23 protein-coding genes and 1 tRNA gene are annotated in these 22,171 nt (G+C 67.8%); 14 read left to right on the forward strand and 10 right to left on the reverse strand.

Going from position 1 to position 22,171, the window contains the following annotated elements:
- Window positions 1–525 carry a hypothetical protein gene (locus tag Nocox_RS34440; RefSeq protein ID WP_020543851.1) on the forward strand — a complete coding sequence of 175 codons (525 nt, stop codon included), beginning with the start codon at window positions 1–3 and terminating at the stop codon, window positions 523–525.
- On the forward strand, window positions 518–1,057 hold the full coding sequence (locus Nocox_RS34445; RefSeq protein ID WP_020543852.1) for a hypothetical protein: 540 nt from the start codon (window positions 518–520) through the stop codon (window positions 1,055–1,057). Before Nocox_RS34440 ends, Nocox_RS34445 begins: the two co-directional genes overlap by 8 nt.
- Here Nocox_RS34445 and Nocox_RS34450 read toward each other — a convergent pair whose 3' ends face one another.
- Window positions 1,058–1,627, reverse strand: a complete 570-nt coding sequence (locus tag Nocox_RS34450; protein WP_020543853.1) for a TetR/AcrR family transcriptional regulator — start codon at window positions 1,625–1,627, stop codon at window positions 1,058–1,060.
- 111 nt (window positions 1,628–1,738) lie between these two features.
- Between Nocox_RS34450 and Nocox_RS34455 the strand changes: the two genes are divergently transcribed.
- The 3 genes from Nocox_RS34455 to Nocox_RS34465 are packed head-to-tail and all read left to right on the forward strand — an operon-like array spanning window position 1,739 to window position 3,278.
- The gene (locus Nocox_RS34455) at window positions 1,739–2,131 is read left to right on the forward strand and encodes a VOC family protein (RefSeq protein ID WP_026214461.1); all 393 of its coding nucleotides are present in this window, start codon (window positions 1,739–1,741) and stop codon (window positions 2,129–2,131) included.
- On the forward strand, window positions 2,128–2,574 hold the full coding sequence (locus Nocox_RS34460) for a cupin domain-containing protein (protein ID WP_020543855.1): 447 nt from the start codon (window positions 2,128–2,130) through the stop codon (window positions 2,572–2,574). Before Nocox_RS34455 ends, Nocox_RS34460 begins: the two co-directional genes overlap by 4 nt.
- On the forward strand, window positions 2,571–3,278 hold the full coding sequence (locus Nocox_RS34465) for a hypothetical protein (RefSeq protein WP_020543856.1): 708 nt from the start codon (window positions 2,571–2,573) through the stop codon (window positions 3,276–3,278). The genes Nocox_RS34460 and Nocox_RS34465 overlap by 4 nt, the downstream gene beginning before the upstream one ends.
- 24 nt (window positions 3,279–3,302) lie before the next feature.
- On the opposite strand, the gene Nocox_RS34470 is transcribed toward Nocox_RS34465, so the two are convergent.
- From Nocox_RS34470 to Nocox_RS34480, 3 genes are all read right to left on the reverse strand, one after another.
- The gene (locus tag Nocox_RS34470; RefSeq protein WP_157383127.1) at window positions 3,303–3,566 is read right to left on the reverse strand and encodes a hypothetical protein; all 264 of its coding nucleotides are present in this window, start codon (window positions 3,564–3,566) and stop codon (window positions 3,303–3,305) included.
- 155 nt (window positions 3,567–3,721) lie between these two features.
- Window positions 3,722–5,341 carry a DNA recombination protein RmuC gene (locus tag Nocox_RS34475; protein WP_246649650.1) on the reverse strand — a complete coding sequence of 540 codons (1,620 nt, stop codon included), beginning with the start codon at window positions 5,339–5,341 and terminating at the stop codon, window positions 3,722–3,724.
- A 34-nt stretch (window positions 5,342–5,375) separates the two neighbouring features.
- Window positions 5,376–5,930 carry an Rv1352/Rv1906c domain-containing protein gene (locus Nocox_RS34480; protein ID WP_020543859.1) on the reverse strand — a complete coding sequence of 185 codons (555 nt, stop codon included), beginning with the start codon at window positions 5,928–5,930 and terminating at the stop codon, window positions 5,376–5,378.
- Window positions 5,931–6,116: 186 nt separating this feature from the next.
- On the opposite strand from Nocox_RS34480, the gene Nocox_RS34485 reads away from it, so the two are divergent.
- Genes Nocox_RS34485 through Nocox_RS34505 form a run of 5 tightly spaced genes read left to right on the forward strand, consistent with a single transcriptional unit; the run spans window position 6,117 to window position 15,186 of the window.
- The gene (locus tag Nocox_RS34485; RefSeq protein WP_020543860.1) at window positions 6,117–8,162 is read left to right on the forward strand and encodes a DNA methyltransferase family protein; all 2,046 of its coding nucleotides are present in this window, start codon (window positions 6,117–6,119) and stop codon (window positions 8,160–8,162) included.
- A 17-nt stretch (window positions 8,163–8,179) separates the two neighbouring features.
- Window positions 8,180–9,790, forward strand: coding sequence for a class I SAM-dependent DNA methyltransferase (locus Nocox_RS34490; protein ID WP_020543861.1), 1,611 nt, complete (start codon window positions 8,180–8,182; stop codon window positions 9,788–9,790).
- Entirely contained in the window at window positions 9,783–10,844 is a 1,062-nt protein-coding gene (locus Nocox_RS34495) for a virulence RhuM family protein (RefSeq protein ID WP_020543862.1), read from the forward strand. The genes Nocox_RS34490 and Nocox_RS34495 overlap by 8 nt, the downstream gene beginning before the upstream one ends.
- A complete protein-coding gene (locus Nocox_RS34500; RefSeq protein ID WP_084685705.1) occupies window positions 10,841–11,968 on the forward strand; it encodes a restriction endonuclease subunit S in 1,128 nt (375 codons plus the stop codon). The genes Nocox_RS34495 and Nocox_RS34500 overlap by 4 nt, the downstream gene beginning before the upstream one ends.
- Window positions 11,965–15,186, forward strand: coding sequence for a type I restriction endonuclease subunit R (locus Nocox_RS34505; protein ID WP_020543864.1), 3,222 nt, complete (start codon window positions 11,965–11,967; stop codon window positions 15,184–15,186). Before Nocox_RS34500 ends, Nocox_RS34505 begins: the two co-directional genes overlap by 4 nt.
- 28 nt (window positions 15,187–15,214) lie before the next feature.
- Here Nocox_RS34505 and Nocox_RS34510 read toward each other — a convergent pair whose 3' ends face one another.
- Window positions 15,215–15,694 carry a hypothetical protein gene (locus Nocox_RS34510; RefSeq protein WP_020543865.1) on the reverse strand — a complete coding sequence of 160 codons (480 nt, stop codon included), beginning with the start codon at window positions 15,692–15,694 and terminating at the stop codon, window positions 15,215–15,217.
- Between the two features lie 26 nt (window positions 15,695–15,720).
- Window positions 15,721–17,145, reverse strand: coding sequence for an NsdA family TPR-like regulatory protein (locus tag Nocox_RS34515; protein ID WP_020543866.1), 1,425 nt, complete (start codon window positions 17,143–17,145; stop codon window positions 15,721–15,723).
- Between the two features lie 329 nt (window positions 17,146–17,474).
- On the opposite strand from Nocox_RS34515, the gene Nocox_RS34520 reads away from it, so the two are divergent.
- Both Nocox_RS34520 and Nocox_RS34525 read left to right on the forward strand, forming a co-directional pair.
- On the forward strand, window positions 17,475–17,654 hold the full coding sequence (locus Nocox_RS34520; RefSeq protein ID WP_246649651.1) for a hypothetical protein: 180 nt from the start codon (window positions 17,475–17,477) through the stop codon (window positions 17,652–17,654).
- On the forward strand, window positions 17,651–17,980 hold the full coding sequence (locus tag Nocox_RS34525; RefSeq protein ID WP_020543868.1) for a hypothetical protein: 330 nt from the start codon (window positions 17,651–17,653) through the stop codon (window positions 17,978–17,980). Before Nocox_RS34520 ends, Nocox_RS34525 begins: the two co-directional genes overlap by 4 nt.
- 63 nt (window positions 17,981–18,043) lie before the next feature.
- Here Nocox_RS34525 and Nocox_RS34530 read toward each other — a convergent pair.
- Window positions 18,044–18,117: transfer RNA gene (locus Nocox_RS34530), tRNA-Lys, on the reverse strand.
- A gap of 101 nt (window positions 18,118–18,218) precedes the next feature.
- Here Nocox_RS34530 and Nocox_RS34535 point away from each other — a divergent pair.
- Together Nocox_RS34535 and Nocox_RS34540 are read left to right on the forward strand one after the other, a co-directional pair.
- Window positions 18,219–19,058 carry an AAA family ATPase gene (locus tag Nocox_RS34535; protein ID WP_020543869.1) on the forward strand — a complete coding sequence of 280 codons (840 nt, stop codon included), beginning with the start codon at window positions 18,219–18,221 and terminating at the stop codon, window positions 19,056–19,058.
- Window positions 19,051–20,424, forward strand: a complete 1,374-nt coding sequence (locus tag Nocox_RS34540; protein WP_020543870.1) for a vWA domain-containing protein — start codon at window positions 19,051–19,053, stop codon at window positions 20,422–20,424. The genes Nocox_RS34535 and Nocox_RS34540 overlap by 8 nt, the downstream gene beginning before the upstream one ends.
- Here Nocox_RS34540 and Nocox_RS34545 read toward each other — a convergent pair.
- The 3 genes from Nocox_RS34545 to Nocox_RS34555 all read right to left on the reverse strand — a co-directional run bounded on the left by Nocox_RS34545 (window position 20,405) and on the right by Nocox_RS34555 (window position 22,039).
- The gene (locus Nocox_RS34545) at window positions 20,405–20,809 is read right to left on the reverse strand and encodes an FmdB family zinc ribbon protein (RefSeq protein WP_020543871.1); all 405 of its coding nucleotides are present in this window, start codon (window positions 20,807–20,809) and stop codon (window positions 20,405–20,407) included. The two genes, Nocox_RS34540 and Nocox_RS34545, sit on opposite strands and share 20 nt — an antisense overlap.
- Complete coding sequence (locus tag Nocox_RS34550) at window positions 20,806–21,165, reverse strand: hypothetical protein (RefSeq protein ID WP_157383128.1); 360 nt, start codon at window positions 21,163–21,165, stop codon at window positions 20,806–20,808. Before Nocox_RS34550 ends, Nocox_RS34545 begins: the two co-directional genes overlap by 4 nt.
- A gap of 100 nt (window positions 21,166–21,265) precedes the next feature.
- Window positions 21,266–22,039: a nuclease-related domain-containing protein gene (locus Nocox_RS34555; protein ID WP_020543873.1), complete on the reverse strand. Its 774-nt coding sequence runs from the start codon at window positions 22,037–22,039 to the stop codon at window positions 21,266–21,268.
- Window positions 22,040–22,171: the final 132 nt, after the last annotated feature.

Here is a 22,171-nt window from a genome sequence, read left to right on the forward strand (position 1 = left end):
ATGGCATTCGCGGTGGCGCGGACGAGGGACGAGGCCCACCTCTACTTCGACCTGCACCCGTGCGCGTGCGGTTCGGTCGACACCACCTGGCGCAGCGGCCTGGTGAGCGTCGAGGGGGCCCTGGCCAACCGCTACGCCGGCGTGTGCGAGAGCTGCGGGGCGGCCCGCGAGTACGTGTTCGGCCTGCCGGAACGCCCGGTGATGCCCGACGGCTACCCGACGTTCGGCGGCCCCGAGCCGTCGGAGCTGCTGGACGCGGGCGAATGGCTGTGGGTGGCCGACCTCACGGCGGGCAACGTCCCCACCGACGACCGGGACGAGGCGCTGCGGTCGCTGCGCGTCGCGGCGGCGGCCGTCGAGGAGGTCGTCAAGTTCGTGCCGCCGGGCGCGGACGCGGTGCCGGACGACGGGTTCTGGTCCGAACGCGGGCTGCTGGTGCGGGCGGCCGAGCCGGGCAGGTTCGCGCTCGACCGGCTGCTGGTCGTCCGCGACACCTACCAGGAGCTGGCGGGCCGTTATGCCTGAGCGGGGACTGGCGCGTTCGCTGGTGGAGGCGTACGTGCACTTCGACCTGGTCCAGCCGCAGGGCTCGGCGGCGGCCGAGCTCACGCACGAGCCGGACGGGCTGGTGCTGCGGCTGGGCGGGGCCGAGGTGCTGGTGCCGTACGAGGCGGAGGAGGCGGCCCGCGAGGAGGGGCTGACGTTCGGCGCGGGCCTGTCGGAGCTGCTGGACCCCGGCCAGTGGACGCTGGTCGCGGCCACCTACGCCGGCCGGGCGCTGGAGGGCGGCCTGATGTACGCGGCCGGCGTGGCGTCCGGCGAGGACGCCTACCAGCGGGTGACGACCAACTGGCGCTTCGCCGCCGACGCCGTGGCCGAGGCGCTGAAGTTCTTCCCCGAGGGGGCCGCCGAGCTGCCGGCGGAGGCGTTCTGGAGCGAGGAGGGCCGGACGCTGCGCGCGTCGGAGCCCGCCCGGCTCACCCGCGAGAAGCTGGAGCGCGACCTCATCTTCTACCGGCGGAGCCTGACCGACTTCCAGCGCCTGCGCACCCGCTGATCAGGGGGCCAGCAGGCCGTGCGCGAGCTGGTCGGCGGCCCAGTCCTCCCACTGCGGCGTGGTCCAGCCGCATTCGCGCCGCATCACCAGGAACAGGTCCGGTGACAGGATCCCGACGGTGATGTCGGTGGCCCGGCGTTCGGTGAGGCCGGGCCGCAGGGCGTTCAGGCGGGCCAGGATGGCGACGACCGTACCGTGGGCGGTGTGCCGCTGCCGGCTGTTGGCGTCCCATTGGGCGGCCATGCCGGGGTCGCCGGCCGCCGCGTCGCGGACCACCGCCAGGACGGGGGCGACCCGGTCGAGGATGACCCCGCTCTCGCGCACCCATCCGGCCACGACCTTCACCGGGTCCTCCGTCGCCTCCAAGGCCGCGAACCATGGGCGGCTCAGGAGCGGCACAGGCTCGTCGTCCCCGGCGGAGGCGACGTCGACCACGTGCTTGAGCAACTCGCTCTTGGTCCCGTAGTGGAAGTAGACCGTCTGCACCGACACCTCGGCCGCGTCGGCGACCAGTTGGAACGTCGTCCCGGCGTAGCCGCGCGTGACGAACAGCTCGCGGGCGGCGTTCACGATGCGGTTTCTGGTCTCTGCCGAGCGGCGTTTCGGACTTTTCACCTCTTCCACTTCTTTAGGGTAGCACTTTAGAGTGTCACCTTAGAGTCCCACTACAAAGGGAGGGTCATGACGCTTTTGGGCGGGTTCCACCACGTCAAGCTGCCGATCTCCGACGTGCACAAGAGCCTGGAGTGGTACCGCCGCGTGCTCGGGCTCGACGTGGCGATCGAGTTCGTCGAGGACGGCGTGCTGCGCGGCGTGGCGCTGACCGACGCCGGCCGTACGCTCATGCTCGCGCTGCGCGAGGAGCCCGACCGGGCCGCCGGTTGGAGCGGGTTCGACCCGGTCGCGCTGGCCGTGCCGACCCTGCACGCGCTCCGCGCCTGGTCCGACCACCTGGACGAGCTCCAGGTACGTCACTCCGGCATCGCCGAGGGCAGCGTGGGCTGGCTGATCGGCGGCATCACCGACCCCGACGGCATCGAGATCCGGCTCTACACCCAGCAGGAGCGGCTATGAGCGCCCTCCACCTGCCCGCCGGCAACGGCGCGACCCATCACTTCCTCGGCACCACGATGACCGTGAAAGCGGGAGTGCCGGAGACCGCCGGCGCCCTGACCCTGATCGAACAGGAATGCCCGCCGGGCTTCGCCACTCCCTGGCACGTACACCAGAAGGACGACGAGGCGTTCTACGTCCTGTCGGGCGCCGCCCAGCTCTACTGCGGCGACCGCACCTGGCAGGCCGGGGCCGGCGACTTCGTCCTGCTGCCCCGCGACCTGCCCCACGCCTTCGCCAACCGCCAGGACTCACTGCTCCGTCTGCTGCAACTGACGTGGCCGGCCGGCTTCGAACACTTCGCCGCCGACCTCTCCGGCCGCGCCCCCGACCCTGCCCTGCTGGCTCAGGTGGCCGCCGACCACGGCTACCGGATCATCGGCCCACTGGAGGAAAAATCATGAAATATCCTGCAACCGCCGCCCTGACCACGGCTCTGGCCGCGACCCTCGCCCTCTTACCCGCTCCGGCCGCCGCGTCCACCGCTCCTCCTCCGGACACCTGCCTGGTCGGCTTCGTCTGGCGGGAGGCCCGGCCCACCGACCACGTCTGCGTGACCCCGAAGGTGCGCGAACGGACCCAGGTGGAGAACCGCCTCAAGTACACCAACTGGGTCACGGGCGCGTACGGCCCGCACACCTGCGTGAACGGGACGGTCTGGCGGGAAGCCTTCCCCGGCGACGACGTCTGCGTCACCCCGCGCAGCCGCGACGAGGCGCGGCGGGACAACGCCCAGGCCGCCAACCGCCGGGTGACGGCCAAGCTGTGGATCTCCACGTACCGGCTGGGCGCCGTCGACAACGGCGACGGCACCGCCACCACCACCTCCACCGACGACATCCCCCGGCTGAAGCTGAACGGCAGCCACTTCAACCCGGGCCAGGTGAAGGTGTTCATCTACTACACCACCGGCAAGCTCTTCTGGAGCGGCACGGTCACGGCCACGCGGAACGGCGGGTACGCCGGCGGAAGCTGGGGCAAACGCACCGGCAAGATCGACTGCTCGACCCCGGGGAAACCGGCCAACGCCTACGCCCGCGCCCAGGACGTCACCTCGGGCCGCTGGTCCGCCTCCGTCCCGGTCCGCGTCGGCTGCTCCGTCTACTGACCCCCGCCGCGCCAGAAAGCGTCGTCAGAAGACGAGGTTCTCCACGCCGATCCCCGTGGCCGCGAGCACGGCGGAGACGGACGTGAGGGCGAGCACGACGAGAGCGCACCCGCTCGAACTGGAGGAGGTATTCGCGTTCATTTTGGCGGCGGTCTGGTGATAGAGCTTCACAGCGGGGTCGTTTTCGTCGTCATAGTCGCCATCGTGGTAGGCGACCATCTTCGCGATGCACAATGCACAGAGCTTTCCCTCCGACACCGCACCGCCGCAACCGTTGCACTGCGCCATATCCTCAACCTCCGCATGGGATCCGGTCGCCGGAGAATATCAATCAGGCGGACCTTTACAGGGCCGAACAATGCATTTGCTCCACATTGTCATCCGTATATCTGGCATTCGCGGCTACGTGGCGGAGCCGCGCGAGCGGCCCGCCGCCACGACGTTCACCCGGCGAGCCCGTTCTCGGTGCCGGGCGCCGGCGGGATCGCTCGGACAGCCGCCATGGCGCCGGCCGATTCCACGAGCTCCGGGCTGCCGAGCGGTCGCGTGCTCTGCTCGGCCGCCTTGAGCTCGACCAGCTGGCTCTCCACGACCTTGAGCGTGTGAAACTTGCGCGCGGTCACCATGACCCGCCCCTCCATCGACCCGACCGTGTCGTTGTACGCCTTGACCGACCGGTCGAGCGACCTGCCCAGGGTGTTGAGATGCCCGCCCATGGCAGAAAGCCTGTCGTACAGTTCGCGGCCGAGTTCGTAGACCTGCTTGAGGTTGTCCTGCAGCGCCGCCTGTGTCCACGCGAACGCCACGGTGCGGAGCAGGGCGATGAGCGAGGTCGGCGTCGCGATCAGGACGTTCCTGCCGACCGCGTACTCGAGCAGGGTCGGCTCCTTCTCCAGCGCCGGCTGGAGAAAGGCGTCGCTGGGCACGAAGAGCACCACGAATTCCGGTGAAGCGGCGACCTTACGGAAATACTCCTTGCCCCCGAGCGCGTCCACGTGCTGGCGCAGCTGCCGGGCGTGGTCGGCCCAATGCCGGTCCGCCTCGGCCTCGTCGTCGGCCTCGATCGCCGCCATGAACGCGGCCATCGGAACCTTCGAGTCCACGACCACATGCTTGCCGCCCGACAGGTGGATCAGCATGTCGGGCCGGAGCGAGCCCTCGGTGTCGGCGAAGTGGACCTGGGTGTCGAAGTCGCACCGGTCGACCAGGCCCGCCTGCTCCACGGCCCTCTTGAGATGCATCTCACCCCAGGACCCGCGCACCTGCGGCTTCTTGAGCGCCTCGACGAGCGCCCGGGTCTCCTTCCTGGTCCGCTGCCCCTCCTCGGTCAGCGTGGCCAGCTGCTGGCTCAACGTCGCCTCGGCCGCGACGCGCGTGGTGGAGAACTCCTTGAGCTGCCGGTCCATCTCCGCCAACTGATCGTGGACCGGCTTGCCGACCGCGTTCAGGGCCGCCTCGGCCTTGGTCACCAGCTCGACCTGAGACTGCTTCAGCATCTCGTTGGTTGCCGCGCGCAGCGTCTCCTCCAGGAGCCGGTTGTTCTCCACCCGGGTCCGATCGAGCTCCTGACGGACGGCCTGCACGGTCGCGGCCTGCTCCAGCAGCGCCTGCTTCTGCATGACCAACTCGGCCAGCTGCGTCTTCAGGTCCTGGATCTCCGAGCAAAGGACCGACTCCTTCGCCTTCAGCGCGGTGATCGAGAGCTCGGTATCGCGGAGACGACGACCGGCCTCCGCTCCTCGCCCCTGCTCCGACCGAAGTTCGACGCGCAGCCGCTCCGCGTCGGCCAGCTCCCGTTGGAGGGTGCTGCGAGTCGCCACCAGCTCGGCGTCGAGCCGACCGAGTCGCTCGTCCAGCGTCCTGCGCTCGGTCAGGGCGGCGGTGTGAGCCTGGCTCAACTCGGCCAGTTGCCTCCGGACCCTGTCCCGTTCGACTCGCAGGGCAGCCGCCTGCTCGGCGGCCTGGGTCCGCTGTTCCTGGGCGAGCTTCAACGCGACCCGATCGTCCGCCGCGCGGCCACGGGCGACCAGATAGGCGATCGTCGCGCTGACCAGCACGAGCACGACCGCCAGGACGACGAGGTAGAAGGAAGTCATCTCAGCCCACCCGCTTCCAGTCCTGGCACCCGTTGGTCTCGAAGAACTCGCCCTTCTTCAGGGCGACTCTGGTCTGCCCCTGGACGTTGCCGTTGGCGATGATGGCGGTGAGCTCGCCGGAGGCGTTCTTCAGGCGGGCCCAGTAGCAGTTGAGACCGTCCGCCCCGGCCGTCTTGTAGGTGCCGGGCTTGATGTCCTCGCCGACGAGGTACTGGCCGTCACCGGAGAAGGTGGTCTGCGGGCCGTCTTCTTCCTCCGGGTCCACCACGGGTTCGGCGGTGACCGTCTCGGTCGCGGCAGGCACCGACTCGGCCTGCGCGGTCTCGGTCACCGTGACCGTGGGGCGCGGGGAGGCCGAGGTCCCGGTGTCGCCACCCGCACCGATCCCCACCCCGATGATCAACGAGACGATCGCGGTCAGGCCGTGCGCCAGGAAACGCCGGCCGGGACGGGCCGGGGACACCACGGGGGCGGCGGGCTGCCAGCCGGCCTGGGCGAAAGGCTGCTGGTACGGCGGCTGTGGATAGGGGCCGGTGCCGGGATTGTGGTTGGTCATGTCGAGTCCTCTCGCGGTCGGACGTCGAGCCCGAAGGTGTTGACGAGAGCACTGTGTCCCAAGCTCCTTGACGACTGCTGAATTCGGGCCGATAACCCCCCTTATCAACATTTGTTGCGGTCTAATGCGGGAGCAGATGTACAGTGATGATCGCGACCACAGACGACGGCCGAGAAGGGGGTCGCCATGGCTGAGCGGCGACGCTCCCTGATCTCCCTCGCCGAGATCGCCAGCTTGGCCAAAGTCGAGCGCCCCGTCGCCACGACCTGGGCCCGCCGCTACATCGACTTCCCTCAGCCCATCTCCCGCGAGCGCGGCCGGCCCCTGTTCGACAGCGAACAGGTCGTGTCCTGGCTGCTGGAAACGGGACGAGGCAACGCCGACCCCGGCACGCTACAGGCAGAGTCGGCCCTTCATAGCCTGAGTGCCTGGCGCGACCGCCTGCCCGCCTCTGCCCTTGTCGCCACGCTCACCTCCCTGATCTGCCTGCGCCATCACCTGGACGGGCCGCTGGGCGCCACTTCCTGGGATGCGCTGGTAGAGCACGCCGCCCGCGCCGACTTCGACGACGCCCATCTCCTGGCCGAGCTCAGTGGGCTTCCCGCCGATGACGGCGTCGAACTCGCCGGCTTGGCCGATGGCCTGGTCGACGCCGCCTACACGACCGGCGGGGCGTTCGAGTGGGTGCTGGACAAGTGCCACCATCTGGGCGCCGGGCAGATGGTCGTCGACGAGCCGACGCCGCTGGTCTCGCGGATGCTCGCCCAGCTCTCCGGAGCCGAGACCCTCTCCGAGGGGAGCATCGTCGTCATGCCGTATGTCCGAACCGGTGGACTGCTGGCATCGGTGCACGAGCAAGCGCCCGAGCACTCCTATGTCGCCGCCGATCCGGACCCGGCCATGGCCCGGCTGACCCGTCGCCGGATGTTCGTTCACGGCCTCACGGATCTGCGCTTCGAGGTGGCCGACAGTCACGAGCCGAACATCGACACGTGGGGTGATCCTGACCTCGTGGTCTGCGCCTTGCCCTACGAGCCTGCGGAAACGCGCCGCGCTCACCTGGTGCTGACCCGCATCGCCAATCTCGTCGATTGGCTCGACCAGGACCGTGTCGCCGTCGTGCTGGGACCGGCCGATGCCCTGGCCCAGCCGCTCGCGCCGCATGAAGACGCTGATCTGCTTCGCCGCTGGTTCCTCACCGAGGGCCTGCTCAAGGCGGTGGTCAGTCTTCCCGAGGGGGTGTTCCGCCATCGTCCCGGTTACCGGACGGCCGTGTGGGTGCTGTCCCGCACGCCGGAGAAGCGCCGTAACGGCTTGGTGTTGCTGGCGGACCTGTCCTCCGTCCCGCTCAGTGAACAGTCGGTCGACACGCTGGTGGCCGATGTCGACATCTTCCGGGCCGCCGGCTGGAAGGAGGATCGCCGGCATGCCGTACGGCACGGCGTGATCCTGCCCATCCAGGTCCTCAACGACCGGCCCGGCACCGCTCTCACCCCACGGCACCGGCCGCGCGAGATCCGGCACACCGAGGCGGTGCGGGAGCGGCCGGCTCGTATCGCGGAGCTGGAGATCGAATTCGCCAAGCTGATGCGCCAGGAGCCGGCCGCGCTCCGGATCCGGGCCATCGAACGGCAGGCCGACCAGACCGTGCGAACCAGCGTCGCCCGCATGCTCAAGGAGCGCCGGATCCGCAAGGTTCCTGGCCATAGGGTCAAGGACGAGCACCTCAGCACTGATGGCGACCTGGTCGTGATCACACCTGAGGAGGTGCTCGGCCGAGCGCCTCTGGGCGGACACCGCATCGGCCTGCTGGCCTTCACCCAAGCCTTTGAACACGGGGCACTCACCCGGCCCGGCGACATCGTGATCACCGCCAACCCGGAGCTGGGCGCTCTGGTCGATACGGAGGGCTCTTCCGTGGTCGCCTTCCCAGCCCGCATCCTGCGGGTGCGAACAGACGCCGAGCGCCCGGTGCGGCCCCGGGTCCTGGCCGCCCTGCTGCGCGCCGCCGCGGCCGAGCATCGCAGGGTCGAGGGCGCGCTGCGAGTGCCGCGGCGACTGGAGGAGCTTCTTATCCCGGAACTCGCCCCCGACGAGGCCGAAAGGTACGACACTCTTCTGGCCGAGATTGACGGGCTGAGGTCGCTGCTGCGCAAGCAGACCGCGACTCTGGCCGCCCTGGATCAGCTCACCGCCGCCGGTATGGCCGACGGCACGCTCACGATCATCTAGAAGGAGACGACCGTCCCATGCCCCCTGCCAAGCGCGCCGACCAGGCGGAGCTGTTCACCGCATCCTCGGCCAAGGAGATCCGCGACCTGCTGTGGAAGGCCGCCGACAAGCTGCGCGGCTCCCTGGACGCCGCTCAGTACAAGGAGTTCGTCCTTGAGTTGATCTTCCTCAAGTACGTCTCGGACGCTTTCGACGAGCGGCGCACCGCTCTGGCCAAGGAGTTGGCCGACGAGGGCATGCCCGAGGAGCGGCAGGCGGAGTTCCTTGAGGACAAGGACGAATACACCGGGCACAACGTGTTCTGGGTGCCCGAGGAGGCCCGCTGGTCATGGATCTCGGGCAAGGCCAAGACGCAGAGCGTGGGCGAACTGCTCAACAACGCGCTGGACGCCATCATGCGCGAGAACGCCGCACTCACCGGCACCCTCTCCAAGATCTTCAACGAGGATCGGGTCGACCAGAAGATCGTCGCGGGGCTGGTCGACCTGATCAACAACGCCAAGTTCTCCGGCTACGGCGACCGCCGAGCCCAGGACGTGCTGGGCGAGGTCTACGAATACTTCCTGGGCAACTTCGCCCGGGCCGAGGGCAAGAAGGGCGGCGAGTTCTACACCCCCGCCAGCGTGGTCCGGCTGCTGGTGGAGATCCTGGAGCCGTACGAGGGGCGCGTCTACGACCCGTGCTGCGGCTCGGGCGGCATGTTCGTCCAGGCGGGCAAGTTCATCGAGGCACACGCGGGCCAGAAGTCGAACATCTCGGTCTTCGGACAGGAGCTCAACGAGCGGACCTGGCGACTGGCCAAGATGAACCTGGCCATCCACGGGATCGACGGCAACCTCGGGCCGCGCTGGGGCAACACCTTCGACGACGACAAGCACCCCGACCTCAAGGCCGACTTCATCCTGGCCAACCCGCCGTTCAACATCAAGGACTGGCCCCGCAACACGGAGGACCCTCGCTGGAAGTACGGTGTGCCGCCGGCGAACAACGCCAACTACGCCTGGCTGCAGCACATGGTCAGCAAACTGGGTGAGCGCGGGACGGCCGGGATCGTCCTGGCCAACGGGTCGATGAGCTCGCAGCAGAACGGCGAGGGCGAGATCCGCAAACAGTTGATCGAGCATGACCTGGTGGCCTGCATGGTGGCGCTGCCGCCGCAGCTCTTCCGGACGACGCAGATCCCGGCCTGCCTGTGGTTCCTGACCCGCGACAAGACCCCGCAGGGCGGCCGGCGGCTCGCCGACCGGCGCGGGGAGATCCTCTTCATCGACGCCCGGAACATGGGGACGATGATCGACCGCACCGAGCGGGTCCTGACCGAGGACGACCTGACCAAGATCGCCGGCGTGTATCACGCATGGAGAGGTACAGCTTCGGCCCGGGCGGCCGGACTGGAGTACGCGGACGAGCCCGGCTTCTGCTTCTCGGCCGACCTGGAGACCGTAAGGTCGCAGGACTACGCGCTCACGCCCGGCCGGTATGTGGGGGCGGTCGAGGCCGAGGAGGAGGACGCCGAGGCCCTGGCCGAGAAGATCGCCGGGCTGAAGAAGGAACTGTTCCAGCTCTTCGACAAGTCGGAGGAACTGGCTCGGACCGTTCGGGAGCAGTTGGGGAGACTCGATGGCTGAGCCCTCCGGGGAGCTGATCCTCTATCGGACCGAGGACGGGCGCTCCCAGATCCAGATGCGTGCGGTCGACGGGACCGTCTGGCTGACGCAGGCCCAGATGGCTGAGCTGTTCGACACGGGCATCCCCAACGTCAACAAGCACATCGCGTCGATCCTGGAGGACGGCGAGATCACCGAGGCAACTATTTCCTCCCAGGAAATAGTTCGCCAGGAGGGGGCGCGCCAGGTCCGGCGGGAGGTGCTCGTTTACAACCTCGACATGGTGCTGGCCGTCGGCTACCGGGTGCGCTCGCCGCGCGGTGTCCAGTTCCGCCGGTGGGCAACGACCACCTTGCGCGAGTACCTGGTCAAGGGCTTTGTGCTCAACGACGAACGGCTCAAGGACCCGGCCGGGTTCGACTACTTCGACGAACTGCTGGAGCGGATCCGTGAGATCCGCGCCTCGGAGAAGCGCTTCTACCAGAAAGTCCGGGATGTCTTCGTGGCAACGTCGGCTGACTACGACCCCGGCACCGAGACCGCTCGCACGTTCTTCGCCACCATCCAGAACAAACTGATCTACGCGGTGACCGGGCAGACCGCCGCCGAACTGATCGTGGGCCGCGCCGATCCTGGCAAGCCGAACATGGGCCTGACCACGTGGAAGGGATCCCGCGTCCGCAAGACGGACGTCACGGTCGCCAAGAACTATCTGAGCTCTGATGAGATCGGCATGCTCAACATGCTGACCACCCAGTTCCTCGACTTCGCGGAGCTGCGCGCGCGACGGCGACAGCAGATCACCATGACCGAGTGGGTTACCGCCACCGACCAGTTCATCCTGGTCAACGACATGAAGGTCCTGCCCAACGCTGGCCGCGTGTCTCATCAAGCTGCGGAGACCATCTGCCATGCCCGTTATGAGGATTTCGAGACCCAACGCCGCATGCTGGAGGCCACTCGCGCCGACATCGAAGCAGCTCAGGAGATCCGCGAACTGGCGCGGGCCGAGGGGCAACTTGATGCATTTGAACAGCTCCAATCCGCCGCCGAGAAGCTGGAGGAAGACCAATGACCGAGTGGCGCAAGACGACCCTGGACCATCTGGTCAAACTACAGAGAGGTCACGACCTGCCTACCGGGCAGCGGCGTCCCGGAAACGTCCCTGTAGTAGGGGCGGGTGGGCCAAGCGGGCTACATGATACGGCCGTCGCCAAAGCACCCGGCGTTGTCATCGGCCGGGCCGGCGCATCAATGGGGCATGCGACCTATTGTAATGTCGATTTCTGGCCCTTGAACACATCGCTTTACGTCACAGATTTTCTCGGCAACGACCCCAGGTTCGTCTATTACCTTCTCGGACAGATTGACTTTTCCGGATTCAATTCCGGTGCTGCACAACCCATGCTCAACCGGAACTACATCAAGCAAATCTCGATTATTCTTCCTACACCGCACGAGCAGCGCGAGATCTCGGCCATTCTCGGAGCGCTGGACGACAAGATCGCCATCAACGAGCGCATAGCTTCGCTCTATGAGCAACTTCTGCAGTGCAAGTTTGTCGAGCTGGGCCTAGCGGACGAGCCCGATAGCGATCTAGCTGTTCCGGTTACAGACCTCGTCACCTTCAATCCGAAGCATGATAGGCCTAGCGCGGACGCGCCAATCTACGTCGATATGGCCGCTCTTCCGACAGCTACCGCCAGCATTCTCGACTGGACTCGAAGGGCCCCCAAATCCGGCTCTCGTTTCATGAATGGCGACACTCTCATGGCGCGTATCACGCCATGTCTAGAGAACGGGAAGACAGGCTACGTCGATTTTATGGACGATGGCGAGGTCGGGCTCGGGTCGACCGAGTTCATCGTTCTGAGGTCACGTCCGGGAACTCCCCGCGAATTGAGCTACTATCTAGCTCGTGACGGTCGCTTTCGGGAGCATGTGATTCGTAATATGGTTGGTTCCTCCGGACGGCAGCGTGTGAGCGCAGCCGATGCAGCCAACTACTTTGTCAACAGGCCGGACGTCGACGCGATCACGGTATTTGGAGCAGAAGCCTCGGCCGCATTCGCCCACATGAAATCCCTCGCGAGCGAGTCCCGGAACCTGGCTTCGTTGCGCGACGCCCTGCTCCCTCAACTCCTGTCCGGTCGGCTCCGAGTTCGGGATGCCGAAAAGATTGTCGAGGATATGACGTGACTCCTCCTCACTCCTCAACACCCAACTTCCGCCCACTCGAAGCCGACTGGGAAATCCTCGCCCACGATGAACTGGCCGAACTCGCCTGGGAGCCCGCCCACGGCAACGAGTTCACCCCCGGTTCGGGTCACCGCAAGTCCTGGGACGACCTCATCCTCTACACGGACCTGCGCGAGGCAATCGAGCGCCTCAATCCCGCCCTCCCCCCGGAAGCAGTCCGGGACGCCACCGATCACGCCACCCGCGTCCATTCCAAGGAAACCTACGAGGAGAACCGGGCCGCCCACCGGAACCTGGTCGAGGGCATCAGGAGTGTCACCTACACCGACCAGTTCGGCGGGAGCCACAACCCGACCATCCGCCTGATCGACTTCACAACCCCCGGCAACAACACCTACCGCGCCCACCGCCAGGTCACCGTCATCCGGGGCGAGCACAACCGCCGATTCGACCTCGTCCTCTATGTCAACGGGCTACCGCTCGCCGTACTGGAGATCAAGCGCGGCGGCGACGACAACTCCACCCTGGAGAACGCTCACTCTCAGATCGGCTGGTACGTCAGCGAGTTCCCCACCGCCTTCCGCTACAACGCTGTCGTCCTCCTGTCGGACGGGATCACGGCCAAGTACGGCACCCCGTTCACCCCGTTCGAGCACTACGCACCATGGAACCTGGACGAGGAGGGCAAGCGCGTCGACTCCTTCCGCGAGCCGGCCCAGAAGCTCGCCCTCCACGGTCTCTTCACCCAAGCTCGTTTTCTCCGCATCGTGGAGCGCTTCATCAACTTCGTGCCCTCAAAGCGGGTGAAACGCATCGCCAAACCACACCAGTTCTTCGCGGTCACCCGTGCCGTGCTAGCCGTACGAAAGGCCGCAGAGACCGACGGCAGGGCGGGGGTGGTCTGGCACACCCAGGGGTCGGGCAAGTCCGAAGAGATGGTGCTGACCAGCAACTTGATCATGCGTGATCCGCTGTTGCTGAATCCGACGATCATCGTCATCACCGACCGGAATGACCTGGACGACCAGCTCTACTCCACCTTCCAGGAAAGCGAGATCCTCCCGGAGGAGCCTCAGCAGATCCTCTCCCGCGCCGAGCTGCGCGAAGAGCTCACCACCAAGCGGACCGGCGGCATCCTCTTCACCACCTTGCAGAAGTTCGGCAAGACCAAGGAGGAGAGAGCATCAGGCACGGATCACCCGCTGCTCTCGGAGCGCCGCAACATCATCGTCGTCGTGGACGAGGCGCACCGCAGCCATTACGACGCCCTGGACGGCTACGCCCGGCATCTGCGGGACGCGCTCCCGCACGCCACCATGCTCGCCTTCACCGGCACTCCGATCTCGGAAGCGGACCGCAACACCCGCGAGGTCTTCGGCGACTACATCGACGTCTACGACCTGAAGCGAGCCGCTGACGACGGCGCGACGGTCAAGGTCTACCACGAGAGCCGCGTCGTCGAGCTGGTCCTGGACGGCAAGACCGACCCGGAGACGATCGACGCGGAGGCCAACCGGATCACCGATGGCCTGGACGAGACCGAGCGGCAGCGAATCGAGCAGCACGTCGCCACCATGAACGCGATGTACGGCGCGCCGGCCCGCATCCGTGATCTGGTCGCCGACCTGGTCGCGCACTGGGAAGTGCGGCACGAGCGGATGCAGCCCTTCGTCGGCGCATCGGAGACCGGCTCGCCGGGTAAGGCGATGATCGTCTGCGCGACCCGGGACATCTGCGCCCGCGTCTACGACGAGTTGCGCAAGCTCCGCCCCGAGTGGCACGACGACGACCCGGCCAAGGGCGTCATGAAGATCGTGTTCTCGTCGGACTCCAGGAAGGACCCCGCGCACCTGCGCGCCCACGCCCTGCGCGACTCCCAGCGCAAGGCCGTCATCAACCGGGCCAAGAACCCCGACGACGAGCTGCAGTTGCTCATCGTCAACAACATGCTGCTGACCGGCTTCGACGCTCCGCCGATCCACACGATGTACCTGGACCGGCCGCTCAAGGGCGCCACCCTGATGCAGGCCCTGGCCCGGGTCAACCGCCGCTTCCGCGGCAAGGAGGACGGCCTGCTGGTCGGGTACGCCCCGCTAACCGAGAAACTCCAGGCGGCCATCGCCGAATACTCCGCGGCCGACCAGCAGGACCAGACCCTCGGTCAGGACCTGGACCGAGCGCTGGACGAGTTGCGCAACGAGTACGACATCATCGACGGCATCCTGCGCGACGGCCCTAAGTGGCGGGAACTGCTCGCCGTACCGAGCAAGACCGCCTTCATCGACGCGGCTCTCGCGGTCGCGGAGTACCTGCTGAAGTCCAAGAAGGCCGAAGACGTCAAGCAGACACCCTGGTATCGCTTCCGTGAGCACGCCCACCGGCTGGAGCGTTTCTTCGCGCTCACCGCCAACGCGGCCAACCTCGCCGACCGTTTCCCAGGCAACCCGTACTGGCGGCGCGACATCCAGTTCTTCGTCGAGGTCCGCGCCTACATGGCCAAGCTGGACGCCATGGACCGCGAGGCGCGCGGCCTGCCCGTCGCCCGGGACGTGGAGCTCTACCTCGCCCAATTGACCTCCGCCGTGGTGGAGACGAAGGGCGTGACCGACCTGTTCGCGGAAGCGGGGTTGGAGACGGCTGACCTGACGCACCTCAACGACGCGCTGGTGGCCAAACTGGCACAGAGCAAGACCCCGCATCTGGCCGCGGAAGCGCTGCGCCGCCTGATCGAGAAGAAGATGCGGGAGGTCACCAAGCACAACATCGTGCGCAGGACGACGTTCTCCGAACGGCTTCAGGACCTGATGTACCGCTACATGCGCGAGCAGCTCACCAGCGCAGAGATCATCGCCAAGCTAGTGGAGTTGGCCAAGGAAATCGCAGGCGACCATCGGCGTGGTGAGCAGTTCAACCCGGCACTCGACTGGCGTGAACTCGCCTTCTACGACGCGGTAGCCGACCACGGCACGGCCCGGGAGTTGATGGGCGACGAGGTGCTCGCCACCATCGCACGAGACCTCGTCACGCAGGTGCAGGCCAACCTCAAGAAGGACTGGATCGCACGGGAACCGGTCCGTGCTCGTCTCCGCGCCACGATCAAACGACTCCTGGCGCGCTACAACTACCCGCCCGACCAGGAAGCGAAGGCCATCGATCTGGTCATCCGGCAAGTGGAGCACTTCGCCGACATCTGGTCCAAGGACGGCAGGGTCACGTGACCCTTCCCCGGCAGAGACATAGGTGCGACTATTCTCTCGCGGCGCCCTCGGGCCAGATGACGGTCACGGGGAGGCCGCGTTGCCGGGCCTCGGCGACGACCTCGGCCGTCCCGCCCGCTCCGGCGCCGGGCTGTCCGTCCCAAACTGCCACCAGCTCATCGACCGTTGACAGTACGGCTTCGTTGGCGGCCTCGTACGCCTGCCGGTCGGCGTGGTCGAAGTCCATGAAACGGACGGTCTTCGCCGCCTCCATGAGCCGGTCGAACTGTTCGGCGTGATCCGGCTTCACCTTGGTCAGTCGGTAGTCCCGCGATGGCAGCACCACCTCCAGCGATCCGCCAGCTGCGAGCACCTCGTCGGCGAACAGGCTGTCGGAGCCACGAGCGATGCAGGATACGCCTACGAGTTCGCCAGTGAACGAGGCAAGGTGCGCGCGGAGCGCGTCGGAGATGAGGTGGGCCGTCGCCGGGGTCAGGTTCATATGGCCAGTCACGCCGATACGCATCATCAAGTCCTCTTCCTAGGCGTCGGCTACTAGCGAGCCAGCGTCTCGCGAATGTGCTGCTCAAGGGGAGCCATGATGGGATCCTTCCGAGCCTTGATCTCAAGATAGAACTCGCGGAGCTGGACCCTGACTCTGTCGGACTGAACTTGTCCGGCGGCGTCGGCGGCGGCGTTGCCCAGGGTCACGGCCTCGTCGCGGTCGCCGGTGAGGAGGTGGGCGTACGCGAGCCCCACCTGATCGAGCGCGAGGCTGCGCATGCTGGAACGTTGCCGAAGTGCCACCGCTTGCCGGATGTGGTCGAGGGCGTCGCCCGCGAATCGGCTGTCATGTTGGGCCAGCTCCAGGTATCTCCCACCGGTGACCCCGGCCAGTTCGGCGTCGTCGAAGTACGCGATCCAGTCGGGGTCGGGGTCGTGAGAACCGATTTCGCTGAATGCATCCTTGGCGTTGCCCGTGGCGCGCTTGAAGGACTCAGGTCGGCCCATCTTGGCGTACGACCATGCCTCCCGGGTGTGCAACATCGCGCGGAGTCGAGGTGTGGCCGTGGACCTGACTCCGTCCAAGGCAAGCCGGATCAGCTCTAGCGCGTCCTGCGGTCGGTCGAGGTACAGCAGTTGCCGCGCCATGGACGCCAGGACGCTCGCGCCGAACGGCTTATCCTCACCAGGCGTGGACGCCTGCAGAGACATGACGTAGTACTTCTGCGCCGCGGTTTGCATGCCGCAGTCCCATGACATGGTGGCGGCGATCTTCGCAAGCTGCGCCATCACGTGGAACAGCCGCACACTCACCTCATGGGGGTGGCTGTCGCGCAGCAGGTCGGCCACCTCGTTGAGCTGTCCGATCACGGCCTTGCGGGCGAGTCCGCCGCCGTGCTGGTCGTCCCATGTGCGGAAGACGTTCGCCGCATGCTCCAACTGGGCGACCTCGTCCAACCCAATGCGTCCTCCGTACTCCGATGGGGAGGGCACGGGGGGCGGGTACGCGAGCCAACGCTGTACCGGATCGACGAGCGGAAGCCCTGCCGTGATGGCCAGCGCCTTGACCGCTTCGCGGCGGTTCAACATGAGGTCGCTCTTGGTGATGTCGTAGATGGCATCGGCTGTCTGTCCTGCTCCCCAGAGCCAAGGTAGGGCAGCAGAGGAGACCGAGTTCGCGTCGTCGTCGGCGCAGTCATCGGTCGTGGCCTCCGGCACCGCCGGACGCTCGAACAGCTTGGTTTCTGGAATCTCGAACACGCGGCAATAAAGAAGGGGATATGGATCGCGAGGATGACCTTTGCCTGCTTCATGCCGTTTAATCGTGCGCAGGACCGACTCGAACTCCGCCAAGGCGATCTCGTTACCGGCGGCTTTGAACAGGTGGACAGCCACTTGCTTCTGAGACCAGCCGCGTCGCCGGCGCTCGTGCCGGATGCGTTCGGCCCAGGCTGGCAGGTCAGTCTCGTCGGTCATGCCGTCACACCTCATCTGCGGGCAAGGGGACACTCTCGCGTCCTCCAGTGTGCTTCAACACCAGCTGTCCGCGCTCTATTACTTAGTGTTGTCAGCGAGTTCCTCGCCGTCAGACTCAGGGGGACGTGGTGACCCCCCTGAATGTCCCTCAAACGCATCTGTAATCGAATGATTACTCATTGTTGTAATCGGAGGTGACGCGATCGAAACCGGGGTCCGCAGGCGTTGACACCGCCGTACGGACCCCTTGATCAGGATGGTGGTCCTGACCCATGACACACGATAGGGCTACAACTGCCGCCCGTCCGGTGTTCGCCGGATGGCGGATCATGCGCAGCGACGCCGGACGATTCTGGGCCACGCGCGAGCAACCGTTCCCCCGGGCCGCCGAGGACGCCGGTGCCCACCGTACGGTCGATGCCGACGACCTGGTGAAGTTGTGCCAGGCCATCGCGGTACAGGAGGGCATCGCCGAGCGGAAGCGCTGGATCGTCCGGACAATACGGTGACCGCGTCCGCCGTCGTTCTCGCTCCGCCCGATGTCCTCACGGACGAGGACTGCCCGGGGATCTCGCCGCATCCGGCCGCGCCACGCCCCGGTCGTACGGCGCTGCGGTGGATCGGGCAGGGACTCGCGCCCGGCCGGGTCGTCGCGTACACCTGCTCCTGTCAGATGACCGCCTACGAGTTGGTGGCCTGCGGCGGCGTCTATCAGATCCGTCGGCGGACCGTTCCCCGCCGGGGCGTGCCGCCGGTGTCCTGGACGGCCGATCGGTGGCGCCGCGGGGAAGCGCTCGAATGGTGGCGCCGCCTGCTCGCCGGCCAGGCCCGATGAGCCGCCCTGCGCATCCTGACACCAAAAAACCCAGCTCAGCGTACTGAACTGGGTTTGGTGCGGTGCGCCGCCAGGGACTCGAACCCCGGACCCGCTGATTAAGAGTCAGCTGCTCTGACCAACTGAGCTAGCGGCGCCTTGCAGGAAGGAATATACCGGTCATCCCCATCCTGGTCGAATCGGTCATCGGCGACGCTCTGTTGCTAGAATAAAGTTCGGCCCGCAGACAGGAGCATCGATGTTCGACTCGCCCGCCGACGTGACGGAGCGGCTCGCCGCCGTGGACTATCTCTCCGACGACGCCATCTCCACCTCGGTGTTCCTCGCCGCGGCGCTGGGCAAGCCGCTGCTGGTGGAAGGCCCGGCCGGGGTCGGCAAGACGCAGCTCGCCAAGGCGGTCGCCGCGGCGACCGGGTCCGACCTGATCCGGCTGCAGTGCTACGAGGGCCTGGACGAGGCCCGCGCCCTCTACGAGTGGAACTACAAGAAGCAGCTCCTCCGCATCCAGGCGACCAGCGCGGACGACGACATCTTCACCGAGGAGTTCCTGCTGGAGCGCCCGCTGCTCAAGGCCATCAGGTCCGACCGGCCGACGGTGCTGCTCATCGACGAGACCGACAAGGCCGACGTCGAGGTGGAGGGCCTGCTGCTGGAGCTGCTGTCGGACTTCCAGGTGACGATCCCCGAGCTCGGCACCGTCGTGGCCCGGCGGCGACCGTACGTCGTGCTGACCTCCAACGCCACCCGCGAGCTGTCGGAGGCGCTCAAACGGCGCTGCCTCTACCTGCACATCGAGTACCCGACGCCGGAACGCGAGCGCGACATCGTGCTCAGCCAGGTGCCGGGCATCCGGGGCGACCTCGCCGAGCAGCTCGCGAGGACCGTGGCGACGCTGCGGGCGCTGGAGCTGAAGAAGGCCCCGTCGGTGGCCGAGACCGTCGACTGGGCCAACACCCTGCTCGCCCTCGGCAGGGAGGAACTGGACGAGGCCACCGTCGCGGGGACGCTGGGCGTGGTGCTCAAGCACGCCGCCGACCACACGCGGGCGGTCAAGGAGCTGGGGCTTCCCGATGCCTGAGCCCGGCTCGCTGGTCGACCGGCATGTCGGTTTCGTCCACGCGCTGCGTGAGGCCGGGGTGCCCGTGTCGGTGGCCGAGGGGCTGGACGCCGCCAACGCGCTGCGTGTGGTCGAGCTGGCCGACCGGGAGTCGCTGCGGGCCGCGTACGCGGCGACGCTGGTCAAGAAGCCCGGCTACCGGCCGGGGTTCGACGTGCTGTTCGACCTCTGGTTCCCGGCCACGACGACCGGCCTGCGCGCCCCGCGCGAGGAGCCGCTCGACCCGGAGACGGCGACCGTCGAGGAGCTGCGGGCGTACCTCGCGCAGCTGCTGACCGACGGCGGCGACGCCGAGATGCGGGCGTTCGCGCAGGCGATGGTGAGCCGGTTCGGGCGGCAGCAGGCGTCCGGGCCCGGCCGGCAGAACTGGTTCTCCTACAGCGTCCTGCGGGCCCTGTCCCCCGAGACGCTGATGGCCCGCATCCTGCGCGAGGTCCTGGCCGGGCAGGAGCGCGGCGGGCTGGCGGAGAAGACCGTGCGGCAGCGGGTCACCTCCGGGATCCGGCGCTTCGAGGAGGAGGTCGCCACCGACGTCCGCCGCCGCATCGCCGAGGACTCCGGGGTGGAGCGCATCGCCCGCTCCGCCGTGCGCCCGCCGCTCGACCAGATCGACTTCCTGCGCGTCACCAAGGCCGACCTGGCCCGGCTGCGCCGCGAGGTGCACCCGCTGGCCCGGCGGCTCGCGGCACGGCTGACGATCAAGCACAGGAAGGGCCGGCGTGGGCGGCTCGACTTCCGCCGCACCGTGCGGGCCTCGCTGCAGAGCGGCGGCGTCCCGCTGACCACGCACTTCAAGCCGCCCCGGCCGCACAAGCCGGAGCTGGTCATCCTCTGCGACACCAGCGACTCGGTCTCGTCGTTCGCGCACTTCACGCTGCTGCTGACGTACGCGCTGCGTGAGCAGTTCACGAAGGTGCGGGCGTTCGGCTTCGTGGACACGGTGGACGAGATCACGAAGTTCTTCCAGCCCGGCGCCGACGTCGTCGAGGCCATGACCCGGCTCGCGAAGGAGGCCGACATGGTCCGCTTCGGCCGTACCAACTACAGGCACAGCCTGGAGACCTTCGCCGAGCGCTACGGCGACGCGATCGGCCCCAGGACCTCGCTGCTGATCCTCGGCGACGCCCGCTCCAACTACCAGCCGCCCGCTCTCGACCTGCTGAAGTCGCTGGCCGGCAAGGCCCGCCACGCCTACTGGCTGAACCCGGAGCCCCGGCAGCAGTGGGACACCGGCGACTCGGTGGCGAGCGACTACGCCACGATCGTCCCGATGTACGAGTGCCGCAACGTCGCCCAGCTCACCGCGTTCATCGAGACCCTGGCCTGACCGTCAGGTCCGTGGCCGTCACCCCGCACACCGGGCAGGCTGCGTGGGCGGTGTCCGCGCGGAGCGGCGTGCCGCAGGCCGCGCAGCGGCCCTCGTACGCGAGCCGGCCACGCCCGTCCCGGGTCCCGAGGCGCGGCAACGCGGCGGCCACCGCCGGATGCCGCCAGGCGGGACCCCTGCGCCCGGGGGCGGGGCCGCGTACCGCGAGGAACAGCCGCGACTCCGTGCCGGGCGCCGGCGGGTACGGCAGGCGGTGGGACAGCACCGCGCCGAGCACGTCCCGCAGCCGGTCGTCGGGCAGGGCCAGCAGCTCCGGCAGCAGCCGCTCGACGGTGATCCTGGCCACGGCGTCGCGCAGCTCGCCCAGGGGCAGGTCGTCCCTCATGTCAGGTACGCCGGCTCGTCGCAGACCGGGCAGCGGACGTGCTTGCGGCTGCCGGCGAGGCCGATCCGGCAGCGGGCGCAGCCGCCGCTCTGCGCCAGGCCCCAGTCGACGTCGCGCCGGTCGCCGCCGTAGTGGTCGGCGTCCGGGTAGGCCACCGCGCTGTACTCGGGCGGACCCTCCCAGCGGCCGGTGCGGGGGTCGCGCTCACGGGTGGCGACGGCCAGGAGGTAGCGGCTCCCGGGATCGTCGTCGGGGGTGCGAGCCTCGAAGACCTGCCGCAGCAGGTAGGTCAGCCACTCGTCGGGCAGCGACCGTAAGTGGGTGACCAAGGTGTACGGATCAGGCGATGCGGACATGCGTCGATGATCGCAGCCGATCGTGCCGCCGTTCCACGGGAGCGGCGGCACGATCGGCGATCCCGGCCGGGGCCGGGCCGGGATCGCGGGGAGGCAGGTCTCAGGCGGCGGCCTTGAGCAGCTCCTTGGCCGCGGTGCGGGTGAGCAGCTCGATCTGCTCGTCGGTGTAGACGCGGCCCCCGACGGCCTGGATGACCTTGGGGGCCACGCGTGGCTTGAGCACCGTCAGCCCTTCGGCCACGAAGACGCCGCCCTTGGGCAGGAGGCCGCAGTGGACGGCGAGCATGGGCGAGATCGTCACCTGGACGCCGGTCTCGCGGGTCAGCAGGTCGCCGAAGGACTCGGCGGTCTTGACGAGCTTGCGCGCGTACGTGGAGCCGTACTTCTCGCCGAAGAACAGCCGGCCGCCGTAGACGTTGATGTCGGTGTCGGGGCTCCAGGACTCGTTGTCCACGATCCACACCCCGGCGGGGCCGATGATGAGGTGGTCGATGGACGCCTCGCCCTTGACGGCGCGCCCGTCGAGCACGGTGTAGCCCTGCCGGCCCAGGGAGCGGCGCAGGAGCCTGGCCGTGATCGTCTCACCGTGCTTGGCCCCGCGCCAGACGGCGGTGGCGTGGAAGGCGTGCCAGTCGAGATACCAGTCGACCGCGGCCACGAGACCGGCGACCAGGAGGCCCACCAGGACCGAGGCCGTGGAGAGGCCGAAGCGCAGGGCCACCGCGACGCCGACGACGAACCCCACGCCCGCCTTGACGTATCTGGACCTGCGGCGGTTCTTGGCGTCCTCGCGCCAGAGTTTCTCGTACCACCACTGCGCGGAGTTTCCTGTGTACTTGTCGCTTGGCTGCACGTAGATCGAGCCACCGGGCACGGCAAACTCCCCCAAAGCGTAGGAAATGTGCAGGATCTGCCACGCCGAAGATCCCCTCGCCGGTCAAGGGATACCCGGCCCGCAACCAAGGCAAGCCTAAGGTGAGACGATTGGCACCGGCAAGCAGGTGTC

Origin of the sequence: Nonomuraea coxensis DSM 45129, assembly GCF_019397265.1 — a bacterium.
In the GTDB taxonomy this organism is placed as follows: Bacteria; Actinomycetota; Actinomycetes; order Streptosporangiales; family Streptosporangiaceae; genus Nonomuraea; species Nonomuraea coxensis.